Source organism: Leptothoe sp. ISB3NOV94-8A (genome assembly GCF_043421595.1).
GTDB lineage: Bacteria > Cyanobacteriota > Cyanobacteriia > Phormidesmidales > Phormidesmidaceae > Leptothoe > Leptothoe turfae.
Window position 1 is genome coordinate 246,792 of sequence record NZ_JAXSQW010000001.1, and the last position, 16,496, is coordinate 263,287.

The following is a 16,496-nucleotide window of genomic DNA, read 5'->3' on the forward strand; positions in this document are numbered from 1 at the left end:
GGGCATCCATGCCTGACATGGGCAAAAAAAAGGCCACTATAAAGTGACCTTTAAGAGATTCGATAAATAAAATGGGTCCCGCGACTTGCTGGGCGTAAACCCCTCAATCTGCTGCAATCTAGGTTCCTTGATGAATCTAGATTGCCCACAATTGAATAAGAACTCCCTAATCCGCCAACCTCCCATGACAGTTCCCCATCATTCGCCTAATTCATCTGATGTACTTCTATGGCTATGTCATGTCCGAAAGTTTTGCTTCACTCCGGAACGCGGCCATCATTGGGCATCATTTTTTGCCACCATCCCAGCGAGTTCTAAACAAATGATTCGGGAAAATCTGAGTCACGAACAGGAGGTACAGATTTGGGATATCTACAACTACAATCGCGTCAACCGCTGTGCCCTGGCAGAGCATTATTGCTATGATCGGGCGGCGGATCCATTTAACTGCCACCAATTGGAGCTGTAGTAAGTTTGTAATTGCGTACATCGTAGGCCATCGGCACAACGATATAGCCTGAGGCTAAACTGCCCAGCACCTGGTTACGAGCATGGCCCCAATACCACCAGTGGGCGGCTCCATAGGCACAGACAATACTGTCAAGCTGATCTTCCACCGCTTTCAAGGCCAACCCTCCCTTAGGTATGGCAGGGAGCGTATCCACCATTAAGCGCGGTGTATGGTGAGGCAAATGCTGCAAAATTAAGGACCGGAGTCGGTAAAGTTGTTGACGTCGCTGAGCAACACGACCTTTTTTATATTTAAGAATATGCGACAGCCCAAAAAGATGCACCATGGCTGGGTGAGGAAAAAACTCGATCTGATAACGACCAGATTGCCTGGGTTTTAGAGTTGGTGCATGGAGGAAGCCTTGCTCAGTTAACGCCTCACCAAAGGCCACGAGTTGAGTGGCAAATGCAGACGCCTGATTCGCTGGGTAACAACCGGCATGATATTTACCAAAGTGTTTGTGAGCTAGACGATCCGGTTCACGCATTCCCGTTGGGTTCGGAATAATTGTCGGCGCATCCACAGCCACCATCGCGGGGACCGGTGTTGGCGCATGTTGATGCAGCCAGGCCAAGACATCGCCATGGGTAGTCATTCGATCAAGAATACTTAAAGAGAGGCAATCATTTTCCCAGTGCAGGCAGCAAACACCACTCGGTCCCGTTTGCCAACCCAAATCAACGCCCAAAAAAATCATAAATTGCTGAAGATGTCCATGCTTGGCTAAGGGCTGACAACATCAACTAACCACGTTGTTGCCTGATGATACCGGATCTGATTCTGAGAGCTAGGAACATCTAGATGTAGAGTCCGCAAAGTTACGGAGATATTTCTATATCTTATCTCCAATCAGAACCATAATGGTCGTGGAGATTACAGTTCACATTGGCCCTTCATTTGAGATGGTTGCTGAAAGCTCCTGTGGTGTCTTTACCTTGCCAGTCATTCAATCCATCGTCCGTCCGACATGAAACTCGAGTCATCCATAGCCAACACCTGTACTCACAGCTCAAAGGACGCCGAGCTCATTGAACTACGTATACATAATGAAAAGCTCAGGGCAGACAATAGCGATCTGCAATCAATGATAGATATTGTCACAGAGCATTCGACCATTTTAGAGAACGCGTTAGAAACGCAGAACCAAGAAATGGCGGATTACATTGAGCAGGTCAAACAGATTACGGCAGCGGCCATTACGGTCCAAAATAATACCTTCACTCCCCACAGTCTTACAGCAACGGCCCTGCGCGGTGATGAACTCGGTAACCTGGCTCGGGTATTTTCAGAAACGGTACAGTCTGTGAAACGCCAAGAACAAAAACTTATTGAAACGAATGCCCATCTCTCAGATCTTTTGGAGTCTTATAGTCGCTTTATCCCTCCAGAATATTTAACGTTTCTTCAGCGAGATAGTATTCTCGACATCAAGCTGGGAGATCATGTGAGTAAAGAGATGGCGATTATGTTCTCTGACATTCGTGCCTTTACCACCCTCTCTGAGCAAATGACGCCCCAAGAGAATTTTGATTTTGTTAATGCCTATTTGCGCCGCATTAGTCCAGAAATTCGCAAGCACAATGGCTTCATTGTTAAATATCTAGGTGACGGCATGATGGCCGTTTTTCCCGATGGCGTTGATGATGCATTGCAGGCAGGCATTGCCAAAGTCAATCAGATCAGAACCTATAATCAGCATCGCCTTACTGAAGGCTATCCACCACTGACGGTGGGTATTGGTTTACATGCTGGCCACATGATGGTCGGTATGGTGGGGGAGACAAATCGCATGCAGGCCGATGCCGTGTCTGACAATGTTAATCTAACAGCTCGTTTAGAAGGTTTGACCAAATACTACGGAGTATCGCTGTTAATTTCAGAAGATGTGATGCTCAAGCTAGAGCAACCCAATAAGTATTCGGTGCGACTGATAGACCGCATCGTTGTCAAAGGTCGCCAAGAGCCCATCACCATCTATGAGGTGCTCAATGCAGACATAAATTCGGTCCGTAAATTGAAGCTAGAAACCCTGCCAATGTATCAACAGGGACGACACTTCTATCAAGAAGGTGACTGGGCAAAAGCCATGGCCTGCTTTGAAGCTGTTCTAAAGATCAATCCCATTGATAAAACAGTTCAGTTTTATCTAGAACGTATTCAGCAGATGGCTCAGCAACCAATGCCCAAGCACTGGAATGGTGTCTGGGCATTTACCGAGAAATAAGATCACTCCAAAACAATTTCTAAACTAGGCAACAGTCGCTTTAAGTTCTTGAGAGACTTTCCCTGCCAGGGAGTGTCTTCACTGCCCACAACCATCATATTCACTGTTTTAGCTGAGCGAACACGAATAACAAATTTGGAAATCATACTGATACCAGAGCTATTGAGGAATTTTAAGTCCCTGAGTTCGAGGGTAATTAGCTCAGGTTCTCGTTGGAGCAATTCTCCCATCAGTTCATCAATGGGGGCATAGGCATCTGGGCCACTCAGTCTTAGAGAACCGTGAAATTTAATAGTCGCCGTTTGGTTGTCGCACTGGACTTTGTAGCTTTCCCCTTCAATCGTGTGAATCCCCATAGTATTTATTCCTTGTTGTCCGTCATAGGTAATCATTGATATCAGATACTTTTTATAGTTAGAGAGCGCTATCAAACTGTGAGCTGCGCCATCGTCGTCACTGTAAAATTTGCTGATTGGTATTCAGATGGCCTAAATTTCCAACCTAAATGGGCCTGGTAGTCATTTTGAATTGTGATAAACCCCATGCCAGAACCAGGGATGGAGGTGTCAGTGGCACTGCGCTCAAGCTGACGCAGATAAAAGTCATCAGGATCTGAACCAAGAAAATCTTGAATAAAGCGTTGTAGTCTGGTTGCGCCATCAAATGAAAGACCATTGCTAACGGATAGAACAATGGTTGAAGGTATCCCTTGCAATAAGTGCAAGCTAAATTTAATCGGCTCTTCTGAGGGTTCATAGTTGAATTTCATCGCATTTTCCAGAAGCTCATTGGCAATGTAGTTGATGGCTGCTTTGATTTCTGTTTGTCGCCGTTTATGTTGACTATTAGCGTCATAGATAGGCAAAAATGTAGTCAAATAATCAGCAACAAAATCAGCGGAAATACCATTGTTACGCCACCGTTGTTGCACAGTCAGCGATGTCGGAGAAAAGCCTAATTCTAAATACTCATGGTGAGTTTTCGGTATATTGTCCTTAAACTCACCAAAGATTTTGGTCATCATAGTTAAGCTCTAGTTTCATTAAATGTCGTCTTTTAGATAGAGGGCATATTCCACTCATTGTATTCAGCAGAACTAGCCATTTTTGCGATTACCGGTTATGGGCCACCACAGTTCCTGTCAGCCATAGTAATAAGGACAACACGTGGACGGGTAAAAATAGCCAGAGGTTCAGCTCATGCCATTTACCCTCGTGTACATCTTCGAGCCAATCTGTTCGGCGCACGGCCACTTGCAAAATGTCACCTGTAGCTGAATCGAGCTGGAGTTCCTGATGATTCTTAGCCCTGATCGTTGTCACCCCCTGATCTGGATATACATATAAACGCCACACATCTTTCCAGTCTTCAACCCCATAACTGGGCCGCTGCTGAGCGGTTTCTAAGGCCTGGGTAAATTCAATGGCAGGGACAGTGCCTTGACCCTGTTGTAGGACCGGCATTACCCAAGGCACCTCGTAGCGAACCTGGAGTAACAAACCGCTAAAAATAACAAACGCCCAAGGAATTATCACAATCCACCCTAACCAGTAGTGGTAGGTCAAAAGCCAGGATTTGAGTCGTAAGCGCCAGGGGCGTCCATCTTTGATGACGGTTTGAGGAGCAGCGACTGTTTGAGCAACACCAAGGGTTTTAGACGCTGTCACAGGATTCTTTGACATCTGTTTAAAGCTATTTTGAAATAGCTTTTTCAGGCGGACTGGCGTCATCTTAATATTGAGATAGACACCGGTTAGAAAGAGAATTAAAAAACCTAACCTGACGGGTATGCCAAGCCATAGTCGTGCATGCCAGGTTGAAAAATCATGCATTTTGGCAACAACGTCATTACGGCGTTGGGCCGTTTGCAAAATATCTACGGTAGCTGCATCTATCTGGGTTTCTAATCCGCTATGATTACGAACTTTGATAATTCCCTTTTTGGGGCGCAGGTCCATTAGTTTTATGTCCTCCCAACCGTTGATCTGCATTTCGGGAATGGCTTTGACTTGGGTCAAAATCTGTTCTAGAGATGCGGTTGGTGCATATTTCTGACTGCCTGTTAGGGTGGGTGGCTGAATCCAATCGATGGGTTTTCTGACTTGTAAAAAGATACCGGTGACAATAATAAAGATCATGGGAATAGAAATTGCGATCGCAATCCACCGATGAGATAAACGATGCCACCGGGCAACCCGCTTATTGAATGACGCTGAAGACATAGGATATTCTTTAAATTAAAGGAAGAGATTCATTCGTTCACACCGTGGATCGCTGACGTAGAGTGACTATTTCTACAACTCAGCCAAAACTTAAACATTAGGCCAGATTCACCGTCGCCATGGTTGGCCGTTTCAACACCAGCAGGGTGATATCGTCAAAAACTTTGTGGGTGCCAATGTGGGTTTGCACATCCTGAATCACCCGTCTGCGAATCTCTTCCGCAGGTAAGTGCCAATGGAGTTGGACCAACTCACATAGCCGTGGCAATCCATAATGAGTTCCGTCACTATTCTCAGCTTCGGTAATCCCATCGGTGTAAAGAACAATACCGTCACCAGGGTCAAGGTTGATGTGAGTTTGATCAATAAACTCAGAAATGTCGGACTCTAACCCCAATGGAAACCCTAAATCAATGGTGTCAATACGCTCTAAACCACCATCTTTACGAACAATGATCACCTCTTCATGCTGCCCCGTTAGACTGACCTTACCGCCACTGTAATCCAACAGTGACAACGTCATATTGCGTTCGGAGTTCATCCGTTGCACATTGGCATAGATCGTTTGATTCAGGGTCTTTAGCACTTTTGCAGAATCTGACTCACCGTGGAGTAACAGTGTGCGCACTGCTGTTTGAGCCATGAGCATCAGCATGCCACTTTCAAGACCATGGCCGGTAACATCGCCAATACCAATTTGTGTCCGACCATTAAATTGCAAAACATCGAAGTAGTCACCGCCAAATTCTTCCGCAGGCTCCATAAATGTGGCAATATCCAGCTGATGAATTTGTTTAAGTTCTTTCTCCTTAGGCAGGATCAGCGCTTGCAGCTGTCGGCTAACCTCCAGCTCCGCTGACATTCTTACATTTTCAGCGGCCAGCTTCTGATTCAAATGCATAATCTGAGTATTTGCAGACGCTAGCTGCGCCGTCCGTTCTTGAACTCTCTTCTCCAGCGTGCGGCTATAGTCCCCAATCAGGCTAGACAGTTTTTCATAGGTATCCACCATGTAACCAATCTCATCGTATCGCTTGCCCTCAAGCGGTTGATAGATCGTTGTGGTGGTACCAAACTCGGTATGCTCTCGGGTATCGGTACTCAAACGGGCTTGACGACTTTCATCGAGAAACGTGGTGAACCGACTAATGCGACGCATAGGATCGGTGACAGCAAATGCTAAGACTCCAGAGCACACCAGAATAAATACGATCAGTCCCCCGGTGCTAATCAACAATACCGTTCTGATGTGGCTTTGATTATTTGCTGTGAATGTTTGTCGGTCGAGGTCAATCTGCTTCAATACATGGGTGAGTTCTTCGCCCACCTCTCCCCCTTCGCCCCGCACGTACTGATCACCTGCCCGCGGGTCTTGCGTTTGCTTAAAGATTTGGACACCTTCTGTATAGGTATCCATGAGCAATGCATGGTTTTTCAATAACTGCTCTAAATCTTTACGGTAGGGCTCTGCCAATGGATACTGCAACACGTTATTCGTCTGCTGCTCAATCTTGACCGTCATGTCGTTGACACGGTCTAAATACTTGGCCAAGTCTTCTGAATTATGGCCACGCAGAAATAAATTTTTTCGATCTTTCGCCTGGCGATTGAAATAATCATTGATGATCTCAACTTCACGGTTCAGTTCATCAAACTCCAGGGTGGAACGATGAATGCTTTCAACGCTATTGGCAACGTAGTAAACGGCTGATGATAAGGCCGCAATCAAAAAGAATGCATACCCCCCCAAAAGCCACAGGGTTTTATGGAGGACACTGTTTCTTTGAAGGCGATTAAATGGGGCCATTTGAAATGTTCGCTAGCTAGAAAAATGCGCCTAGGGTGTGAGTTTTGATCGCTGTCTCAAATGATTTCCGTAGCGCCTGTAGACATTATTCACGTCCCAAGCTCTCCTTAGAGCCACTATCTTATTCTTGGTTAGCTTTTTGGTTAGCTGTCAGCTGATTATGGGCCAGGTAGGACTTTAGTCCCGAATTGTTGAAACCATTAACAATTCAGATACAGAATTCATTCAGTTGTCCGTAGACAACGCACGCAAACTGTTGTGAATGCTTCTATGATGTCAGTCGTCTTCGCCCGCAGAAATCCTCAAGAATTCAGATTTATTCAGCAAAAAAATCAAGTTTATTCAATTCTTGTAATTTTTTGTTGTTCCTAATCCTGAAAAGGTTGACAACTGAATTACTGATTCAGAGGGTGAATTGATCACTAGAATTACTCTATATCCAGTTCAGATTAAATCCTCCTGAAGATCAGCAACGCCAACATTCTCCATAGGGTGAAGATTGTGAGTTTTTCTAAAAATTAGAGTTGCAAAATTAAGACGATTGGCAGATGGGCACCAGAGAGTTATTCAGGCCAAGTGTCTTGATTTCCGCATCTTCATCAAATTTTCTCAAGCATGAGCTTGCCCATATCCGATATTTATCAAGGCCTAATCAATTACACTTCAATACAGTAAATCTGGGAGATTCGACCAGATATTAAGGATGCATAATGGCAGTAAACAGCGGATTTATCTTAGATTTAACAGTAACCTTAGGAGCCTCTGCCTCTGGGGGGTACATTGCTAGTCGCATGCGCCAGCCAGTACTGTTGGGCTATTTACTCTCAGGTCTAGTGATTGGTCCCTTGGGGCTGCAACTGATCAGCGATGCAGATGCTATTCAGAGTCTGGCTGAACTGGGGGTTGCTTTTTTATTATTTTCCTTGGGTGTACAGTTCTCTCTAGCGGAACTTAATCGTGTTCGCAATGTCGCGCTCCAGGGCAGTTTGTTACAAATTGGTCTGACAACAGCTGCGGTAGCCACCATTAGCAGCTTACTGGGTTGGGCAAATTCTTGGGTGCAGGGCATTTTTCTGGGCACAGTCCTCTCTCTATCCTCCACAGCCGTTGTTCTTAAAACCCTCACGGAGCGAGGAGAAACCAACACTCGCCACGGTCAAATTATGCTGGCAATTTTGATTGCTCAGGATTTGGCGCTTGGGGTCATGCTAGCCATTGTGCCCTCCCTTAATTCTCAGGGATCAATACTGCCGGTACTCGGTCTAGCTTTGCTCAAGGTGGGTATTTTTATTGGAGTTGCGATCGCAGCTGGCTATGGGCTTGTGCCCCGTATGATCCGTGCCGTTGCCCGTACCGAAAGTGCAGAATTGTTCCTGCTCACCCTGCTGGCCCTGTGCCTGAGCGTGGCACTCGTCACCGCGCGTCTAGGCCTCTCCATTGAAATTGGCGCATTTGCTGCCGGATTGATGATCGCGGAAATCGACTACGCCGACCACGCCCTCAGCCGATTTTTGCCCCTGCGAGATACCTTTGCCTGCCTGTTTTTTACCTCCATCGGCATGCTGATCGACCCGCAGATTTTGATCCAAAATGCCGGGGTGATATTAGGACTAGTGGCCCTGGTGATGATAGGCAAAGCCTTCATTGTGCTCCCTGTGGTGCTATCCTTCGGCTATTCATTTAAAACAGCGCTACGTAGCAGCCTGGGTATCAATCAAATTGGAGAATTCTCATTTGTATTAGTCCTTGTGGGTCTAGAGAACAATCTGATTTCAGAACAAACCTATCTGCTATTGTTAGGAACAACTGCTATCACCCTGGTATTTACACCTATTTTATTTAAGTCTGCAACACCCATTGCTGAAACTCTACTTAAATCCCCACGCATCAGACCGTTTCTAAGCATTTGGGAATCTCCCCAGGAGATGTGGGTTGAGGAAGATCTTACCAACCATATTGTGGTAGCTGGTTATGGTCGGGTCGGACAGGTCGTCGTCAACATTTTGCAGCAGCAGGGGCACTACCCGGTTTTAATCATTGAGAACAACGAAGCGGCCATCCAAACCCTGCGGCACCACAAGATGCACTATATCCTCGGCGATGCCGACTCGGAACAGATTTTAGAAAAGGCGCATTTGGATAAAGCCATTGCCCTGGCGATTACCCTGCCAGACCCGGCGAGCACCCGGCTATTGTTGAAGCGTTCCTTATCCATTAATCCTAATCTTGACGTGATCGCCCGCGCCCACGTCACCGCTGAAATCGATAGCTTGACCCAGGCAGGAGCCCGAGAAGTCGTACAACCTGAGTTTGAAGCGGCCCTTGAACTAGGCTCTCACCTACTTAAAATTTTAGGCAATGCCCCTATGGATATTCAGAGCACAATGGAGGCCATTCGACACAATCGCTATTTAAGTATTCGTGGTGGCAGATAAGGTAAGGGAGGTGAAAACCAATACCCCTGCCCATGGGTACAACCCAGGTTAACGAGCTGTTGAGCTTGCCATTCTGTCTCGATGCCTTCAGCGACAACATCCAGCTTCAACACTTGAGCCAGTTGCACAATGGCCTCGACAATCTTGAGATTATCAGAATCAGACTCCATATCCTTAATAAATGCCCGGTCAATCTTCAAGGTGTCAACCGGTAACTGCTTAAGATAGCTCAGGGATGAATACCCCGTCCCAAAATCATCAATACTAATTTGAATTCCCCAATGTCTAAGCCGAGCCAGGGTTGCCAGCACTGGCTGCGGATCACCGATGAGGAGGTTTTCTGTAATTTCAAATTTAAACCAAGCAGGTTGAGCCTGCGTCTGTTGCAGAACATCATAAATCTGTTGGGCGAACTGCTCACCCTGTAAATGACGCACTGAAAAGTTCACACTGACAAAAGGAACAGGTTTGGAGGGATTCTCCTGATGCCATTGGCTCAGCTGCTCACATACTTTGTAAAACGTCCAGTTGCCCAGCTGAGAAATTAGATCGCTTTCCTCCGCCAGTGGAATAAAATCGGCAGGTGACATAAAGTCAGATGTGCCCTCAGGCTGCCAGCGGACTAAGGCCTCATACCCTTCCACAGGAGCCGCTGCCGAGGCTGAGGTCAACGCCACAATGGGCTGATAGTAAATCTGCAGCTGCTGTTGCCTCAACGCCTGGCGCAGCTTACCTTCTAGAGTCAAACGATGCAGCGCCTGCGTATGCATTTCAGGTTGAAAAATACGCCAGCCTTGGGGCTTTTGCTTGGCCTGTAGCAAGGCTAGGGAGCCGTCCCGTAACATGTGTTCACCATTGCCATAGCTGGAATCCACCAGCACAATACCCACATTGGCATTCACCGTGACTTCATAATTACCCAGCTCAATGGGGGTCGCTAACCGCCTTTGTAGACGCTGGACCAATGGAATAATCTCGTTTTTATCCGCTAACGTTGGCAACAGAATCGCAAATTGATCATCCGCTAGACGTACGGTAAAACTGCTGTCAGAAACAATTTCTGTGATCCGATTAGCGATTTCAATCAACAGCCGATCGCCCTGTAAGTGACCCAGGGTGTCGTTAATGGCTTTAAAGCGATCGCAAGCCAACATCAGCAGTATCGACCACTCATAGGGCTGTCTGGCCTGCACCGTCTCTTCCAAACGTTTCAGTAGCAGCGTGCGATTTGGCAATCCCGTTAACGAGTCATACAATGCCAGGTGCATTAATTTTTCCTGAGCTTGCCGCCGCTGTTGGATTTCTGCCTGCAAGGCTTGATTGGTAGTGTGTAACTCTTGGGTACGCTCTAAAACCCGCTGTTCCAACTCCTGATTATTTTTATGAATCTGCATTTCAGCAATTTCATATTGCTGAAGAATAATGCGTAGCTTTTGATTTTGAGTCTTAAGCGTTTGTCTAAGATGCCGTAGTTCTAGCTGATGCTCAATGCGCACAAGCACTTCAGCGATTTGAAACGGCTTTGTAATGTAGTCTACGCCGCCTACGGAAAATGCCTTTAACTTTTCCAGCACATTATCCATAGCACTCATAAAAATGATGGGAATATCAGCTGTTATGGCATCACTGTGGAGATGGCGGCAAACGGCAAACCCATCCAGGTCAGGCATCCGGATATCAAGCAAAATAAGATCGGGTAGCTCAGTGGCAATATCCATAATTGCCATAGCCCCGCTTACAGCATTACGAACACTGTATCCAGCCTCAGACAGCGCTGAAGACAGCAGTCGTAGATTGCTGGGAAGATCATCAACAATCAAAATCTTGGATGCACGGTGCTCTTTTTGAGGCACAGCCATCTTAGGAATATCAGAGTTTTGAATAGGGGGCAAAAGACTTACACCGTTGTTGTCGTATAGTTGTTCTTTGTAAAAACCCAGCCTGCCCTTCTATAGCTATGAAGATAATCTCAGGTTACAACAGTAACTCTGCATAACCCATAGCTAACGCTCATAACTCTATACTAGCCTTAAGTGTTGTTCCAAACCTAGATACTTGCCGGTAGCTTTACAGTAATTATAGGAGCTTCTGCTGCTGCCGGTAAAATCAGTTCCCCATGGAGAGCTTTGACCATTTCTTGGGCAATGGCCAGGGTTAGCCCTGTGGAAAGATAAACCGATGAGAGATTACTCAAATCAACTTCACGACCGTAGAGAGAGGTATCTAGCCTGACACATAACTCATTGGCTGGGCGCTCGGCCTCTAACCTGATCAAGATAGACTCCCCTTCAGCCACTGCATCCAGGGTGATATGGCCGAGTTTTGTGGATGTAATAGCATCATCCAGCAAGCTAATGAGCATCATCTGTAGCCACTTTAAATCACTCAATACGGAAAGATCGGTAGGTTTGAAGGCAAGACGAAGATTACTATTCGCTGCTTGCAAATGGGTTAACTCTTCTAATGTTTTAAATAGGGTTTTTAGGGGTAAGGGTTCCAGGGTTGGAACTTCACGCCCAATATCGAGTTTGGATGCTGCGATGATCGTATCAAACAGCTGTAAAACCTTATAGGCAGCTTCTTTGGCCTCAGCCGTAAATTGTTTTTCCTCTTCAGGAGTTTCACACAGCCCTTCTAGAATCAACTGGTGCAAACCAATGACACTATTAATGGGCGATCGCAACTCATGGGCAGTCCGTGCCAAAAAGCCACTTTTAAACCGTTCTAACTGGCTGAGACGCTCATAGGCGAGGGCTTGGGGATCATCGGTAGGCGTTCCTTGAATAGCCGAAGGCTGCGGAGAGGGGGGATCGTCTGGGGGGGTAGGCTCTACGGGAGCTAACTCATTAGTAGGGTTAGTGGGGGCCTCAACAGCAGGCGGCTCCTGAGGAGCAAGATCGGTCGCAGCTGGAGAACCCGTAGAGGACCGAGAAGCAGTAAAGGCGGTAGGGGCAGGGGCAATACTGTCAGACTGACGCGTTCGGCGCAGGCTGGTGGTAATGGTTCCACCGAAAAAGCCAATGCCAATGAGTACTGCTGTTTGCCAATCCATAGGAATCTTTATGTAGAAATACTTTGGTAATTAGAAATAAGGTCAGAGCGCATCCCCATTACTTATACTCTACAAATATACGGTTCCCTGACGTATAGTCTGCCAATGGTCAGATTGCCAGAAAGCAACGGTGGAGGGTAATCCAGACGGAGCGGGAATGACGATGTCAGGTCCCAAAGGTTCCACCAAGGTCTGTAACGCTTGGTCGTTTAGACCATAAACGTGAGGGAACTGGGCCAGCACTTCATCCAAGCTCGCCAGGGTCGTTTGCCCAGATAGATTTGCACTGGTAGTTGCCAAAGGCCCTGTCAAGGCCAGTATTTGGCGAGCGATGGGATGGTCGGGCACGCGGACACCAATGGTATCTGGCGTTTTGGGATGCATCACCAACGGGACCTTCGATGTGGAAGGGACCACCAGGGTGAGTTGTCCTGGCCAATAGCGCTCAGTCATAGTCTGCCACTGAGCCACCTCCATAGTGACATAGGGCCACAAATCAGCTGCGCTGGCCCCCATAAGTATTAGAGACTTCTCTAGACTGCGCTGCTTGAGCTCATAGAGTTTGTCACTATGGTCAGGTGTTACGGCTAAACCCCACACGGTATCGGTAGGTAAGGCTACAATACTGCCGGATCGAGCTGCTGCAACATAATCTTGTAAGGGGGTATAGGGCATAGGTGACACCGGTTCTTAGTTCTTAGTTCTTAGTTCTGAATGGTAGTTCTCTAGCACAGAGGAGGATGGCAGTCTTTGAACTTTAGATAGATTTTCAGGAATTGGTATAACAAGTTGAGAGGGTGGGTAGAGAAGACAACGGGGAAAATACGGATCTTCTAGGTCACTCATTAAACTCTTCTCTCCAAAATAGGAACTGAGGGGACTGCACAACAATAAAGTCCAGTTTGGAGTTATAGATGGTTGGATGAGTGACGGGGTAATGGGGTGATTATTTAAGCACAAGCGCCTTAATCGATTTAAACGGAAGAATTTTATAAGGTGTCTGGTGTCTTGGTAGGGGCGGACGGCAGTACGCCCTGAGGAATATAAATTAATTTCATTGTTACTCTGGACGTGCCATAAGTGCCTGTCGTAGATTGCCATTATTTTGATCTAACGCCGCTTGAGCCGCGTCTTTATCCAAATCAGCCCAGTGCATCAACAAAGCAAGTTTTACCTTTTGATCACTTTTGCCCAAAAGGGTATCGGCTTCGTCACGGGATAGATCTGTCAGAGCAGAAATAATGCGCAGAGCCCGGTCATGGAGCTTGGTATTCGTAACCGATACATCGACCATGCGATTGCCGTAGACTTTGCCCAGTTTCACCATCACCCCGGTCGACAAAATATTTAGGGCCATTTTGGTGACGGTGCCCGACTTTAGGCGGGTGGAGCCTGCCAATACTTCAGGCCCTACCGGTAACCGCAAATCGATATCCACATCAATATCCACCTGCTCCGCTGGTACACAGGCCATAAAAATTGTGGTAGCTCCCCTGAGCTTGGCTTCTTCAAGCGCACCATGTACATAGGGTGTGGTTCCACCAGCCGTAATCCCTACCACTACATCAAGGGCAGAAATTTGGTGGGTCGCCATCGCTGCTGCCCCATCAGCAGGCAAGTCTTCTAGGGCTTCTGAGCTGCGCAGCAAAGCTGGTGGCCCCCCGGCCAAAATTCCCTGCACCATCTTGGGCGGTGTGCAAAATGTTGGTGGACATTCAGCCGCATCCAACACGCCCAAACGCCCGCTGGTGCCAGCACCTATATAGAACAGACGACCGCCGTCCCGTAGCGACTTTGCCGTGCGGTCAATGGCCATCGCCAGCATGGGCGCTGCTTCTGCGATCGCATCCACTGTCCGCTGATCTTCCTGATTAAACACCTGCACCATTTCCAGCGTTGACAGCTGGTCCAGGTTCTGACTATTGGGGTTAATCTGCTCGGTGAGAAGGTAGCTGCGATCGTTAATGGTGTCAGGCATGGGGCAGAGGGGAATGGGGAATGGGGAATGGGCAGTGGGGCCAGGCAGTTTAACTGCCTGGCCCCGGACTAAAGCTCAGAACTTAACTTCGATAGATTATAAGGATTTCGCCCAAGTGATAACACCCACCTTCCACCAATCAACCCCTAGCTCAAGCACGTCCCCCATTCCCTACTCCCTCCTCAAAGCAACTTCTCCAACTGCTGTCGAATCCGATCCAACTCCTTCTGTGACATATCCTGAGCTGATGTGCCTGAATCAGCTGGCTGCACTCGCTCTTCGGGGCGGGTGTCTGGGTCCCAGTCCTTTGTTTCCAGGTTTTGCTCTGGGGGCATGACCAGCGTGCCAGTTTCCACATGCTTCGCTTCGTAGTTTGCACCGCGACAAAACTCTTCGATTTCTTCCGACTCAAACCCTTCCACACTGCAGGGCGGAAAGTCTTGTGCCTCTAGCAAACCACCAAAGCGTACAGCATCGTCTTCGGCTTCAAACATCAGCACGATGTTGCGATCGCCCACCTTCAGAGAGTGAATTCCCTCATTTTCAGTACGAGCATTAAACAGAACCACATAAACACGCATGGCTATTCTCAGGGCTTGAAGGTTTGTTAGTTATCTTATCAGCACCATAAAACCCTATCTTCAAGCTTTTCCCCCTAACTGACTGAGCGTAGTCGAGGTCAGCCATAGCACCTGCGCGTCTGAGAAGCAACCAATGAGTTTTCAATTCTTTTTCAAATAAAAAATAAATGTTACATCCATCGTATCCGTAACCACCTAGACAGACGATAGAAACCTTAGGCACTTCACTGGAAATAGCTACGCACTTAACCGCTATGTCTAATCAATCGGGCAATATTCAACAATCGTCTGGCCTGACAGGGGCCATCGCTAACTTTTTTAACTTCGATGCCCTGGGCACCGATCTACCTACGGAAATTTTGGCTGGGGCAACGACGTTTGTCACCATGGCCTACATTCTCATCGTCAACCCGGCAATTTTGTCGGAGGCTGTTTTTCTCAATGGGTCAGGAGACTTATTTGGGGAGCTGGTCATGGCAACGGGGATATCAGCTGCGATCGCAACCCTGATCATGGGTCTTTACGCCAAACTTCCCTTTGCTCTGGCTCCTGGCATGGGCATCAATGCTTTCTTTGCCTTCAGTGTTGTGCTAGGCATGGGTGTGGACTGGCGTGTGGCCCTGGCTGCTGTCTTTATTGAGGGGATTATCTTTATTATTCTCACCCTCACCAATGTGCGCAACAAGATTGTTGCCGCTATTCCCGATGCGGTGAAGCATGCAACAACAGCCGGTATTGGTTTGTTTATTGCCTACATTGCCCTTAAGGGGGCAGGCATTGTTGCCCCCTCTGAAGCCACATTGACCACCCTTGGAAACCTCAGATCACCCCAAGCAGCCATGACACTGCTGGGGTTGGGCATCACCGCATTTCTGTTCTCTCGCCGAGTGACGGGTGCCTTATTATGGGGAATCATTGGCACTGCTTTATTGGCCTGGTTGTTTGGCGTTGCCCCCTGGCCCGAAGGCGTTGTTGCCATTCCTGCTGCCCCTACCCATCTCTTTGGTCAAGCCTTTGTGGGTATCGGTGAGCTGTTTAGGCTCAACTTTTTAGAAATGGTCAGCATTGTCTTTGTCTTTTTGTTTGTTGACCTATTTGACACCATTGGTACCCTAACCGGCTTGGGCTCAAAAGCAGGTTACATCAACAATGAAGGTGCATTTCCCGGCGTTGAAAAAGCCTTTATGGCTGATGCTGTGGGCACCACCGCTGGTTCTATTTTGGGTACCTCTACTGTGACGACCTACATTGAGTCTGCATCAGGCATTTCTGAAGGGGGACGCAGTGGCTTTACTGCTGTTGTTGTGGCAGCTTTCTTCTTAGTGGCCCTATTGTTTATACCTCTCTTCTCCGGCATCCCCGCCTTTGCCACAGCGCCTGCATTGATTATGGTGGGTGTGATGATGATGTCTGGGGCAAGGGCAATTGATTGGGAGGATCCAGCGGCTGCGATCGCGGCATTCCTAACCATCATTATGATGCCCCTGGCTTACTCCATTGCCGAAGGTCTGGCCATGGGCCTAATCGCCTATCCCTTAGTCAAAGCATTCCAGGGCAAAGCAAGAGAAACCACCATCGGCATGTGGATCCTAGCCGCAATCTTTATTCTCCGCTACATCTTTGTAGCCGGCGGTTAAGGGAAAGATCCATTTAAGGTCAGTCCCCCCTTCTCCCCCCAGGGAGTAA

14 protein-coding genes are annotated in these 16,496 nt (G+C 47.6%); 4 read left to right on the forward strand and 10 right to left on the reverse strand.

What is annotated here, in order from left to right; all coding sequences use genetic code 11:
- Positions 1-184: 184 nt before the first annotated feature.
- Positions 185-469 (forward strand): hypothetical protein, encoded by a 285-nt coding sequence (locus SPB21_RS01165; RefSeq protein WP_006519020.1) that lies wholly within the window; start codon positions 185-187, stop codon positions 467-469.
- Here SPB21_RS01165 and SPB21_RS01170 read toward each other — a convergent pair.
- Entirely contained in the window at positions 444-1,208 is a 765-nt protein-coding gene (locus SPB21_RS01170; protein WP_163700606.1) for a DUF429 domain-containing protein, read from the reverse strand. The genes SPB21_RS01165 and SPB21_RS01170 overlap by 26 nt on opposite strands.
- Positions 1,209-1,478: 270 nt before the next feature.
- On the opposite strand from SPB21_RS01170, the gene SPB21_RS01175 reads away from it, so the two are divergent.
- A complete protein-coding gene (locus SPB21_RS01175; protein WP_163659421.1) occupies positions 1,479-2,735 on the forward strand; it encodes an adenylate/guanylate cyclase domain-containing protein in 1,257 nt (418 codons plus the stop codon).
- A gap of 2 nt (positions 2,736-2,737) precedes the next feature.
- Here the strand turns inward: SPB21_RS01175 and SPB21_RS01180 are convergent, their stop codons facing one another.
- The 4 genes from SPB21_RS01180 to SPB21_RS01195 all read right to left on the reverse strand — a co-directional run bounded on the left by SPB21_RS01180 (position 2,738) and on the right by SPB21_RS01195 (position 6,764).
- Positions 2,738-3,091 (reverse strand): slr1659 superfamily regulator, encoded by a 354-nt coding sequence (locus SPB21_RS01180; RefSeq protein WP_163659420.1) that lies wholly within the window; start codon positions 3,089-3,091, stop codon positions 2,738-2,740.
- A 71-nt stretch (positions 3,092-3,162) separates the two neighbouring features.
- The gene (locus tag SPB21_RS01185) at positions 3,163-3,759 is read right to left on the reverse strand and encodes a slr1658 family protein (protein WP_250564656.1); all 597 of its coding nucleotides are present in this window, start codon (positions 3,757-3,759) and stop codon (positions 3,163-3,165) included.
- Between the two features lie 88 nt (positions 3,760-3,847).
- Positions 3,848-4,957 (reverse strand): PepSY domain-containing protein, encoded by a 1,110-nt coding sequence (locus tag SPB21_RS01190; RefSeq protein ID WP_499865090.1) that lies wholly within the window; start codon positions 4,955-4,957, stop codon positions 3,848-3,850.
- A gap of 97 nt (positions 4,958-5,054) precedes the next feature.
- Positions 5,055-6,764: a PP2C family protein-serine/threonine phosphatase gene (locus SPB21_RS01195; RefSeq protein WP_499865091.1), complete on the reverse strand. Its 1,710-nt coding sequence runs from the start codon at positions 6,762-6,764 to the stop codon at positions 5,055-5,057.
- A gap of 710 nt (positions 6,765-7,474) precedes the next feature.
- On the opposite strand from SPB21_RS01195, the gene SPB21_RS01200 reads away from it, so the two are divergent.
- The gene (locus tag SPB21_RS01200; protein WP_499865092.1) at positions 7,475-9,199 is read left to right on the forward strand and encodes a cation:proton antiporter; all 1,725 of its coding nucleotides are present in this window, start codon (positions 7,475-7,477) and stop codon (positions 9,197-9,199) included.
- On the opposite strand, the gene SPB21_RS01205 is transcribed toward SPB21_RS01200, so the two are convergent.
- From SPB21_RS01205 to SPB21_RS01225, 5 genes are all read right to left on the reverse strand, one after another.
- Entirely contained in the window at positions 9,172-11,091 is a 1,920-nt protein-coding gene (locus tag SPB21_RS01205) for a putative bifunctional diguanylate cyclase/phosphodiesterase (RefSeq protein ID WP_499865094.1), read from the reverse strand. The genes SPB21_RS01200 and SPB21_RS01205 overlap by 28 nt on opposite strands.
- A gap of 155 nt (positions 11,092-11,246) precedes the next feature.
- Positions 11,247-12,251, reverse strand: coding sequence for a sensor histidine kinase (locus tag SPB21_RS01210; RefSeq protein ID WP_499865095.1), 1,005 nt, complete (start codon positions 12,249-12,251; stop codon positions 11,247-11,249).
- A 69-nt stretch (positions 12,252-12,320) separates the two neighbouring features.
- Positions 12,321-12,926 carry an L-threonylcarbamoyladenylate synthase gene (locus SPB21_RS01215; RefSeq protein ID WP_163659415.1) on the reverse strand — a complete coding sequence of 202 codons (606 nt, stop codon included), beginning with the start codon at positions 12,924-12,926 and terminating at the stop codon, positions 12,321-12,323.
- Between the two features lie 385 nt (positions 12,927-13,311).
- Entirely contained in the window at positions 13,312-14,229 is a 918-nt protein-coding gene (gene murQ / locus SPB21_RS01220; RefSeq protein ID WP_499865096.1) for an N-acetylmuramic acid 6-phosphate etherase, read from the reverse strand.
- A 182-nt stretch (positions 14,230-14,411) separates the two neighbouring features.
- On the reverse strand, positions 14,412-14,810 hold the full coding sequence (locus tag SPB21_RS01225; protein ID WP_163659413.1) for a DUF3110 domain-containing protein: 399 nt from the start codon (positions 14,808-14,810) through the stop codon (positions 14,412-14,414).
- Between the two features lie 254 nt (positions 14,811-15,064).
- Here SPB21_RS01225 and SPB21_RS01230 point away from each other — a divergent pair, with 254 nt between their 5' ends.
- Positions 15,065-16,447 carry an NCS2 family permease gene (locus SPB21_RS01230; RefSeq protein ID WP_499865097.1) on the forward strand — a complete coding sequence of 461 codons (1,383 nt, stop codon included), beginning with the start codon at positions 15,065-15,067 and terminating at the stop codon, positions 16,445-16,447.
- Positions 16,448-16,496 lie beyond the last annotated feature (49 nt).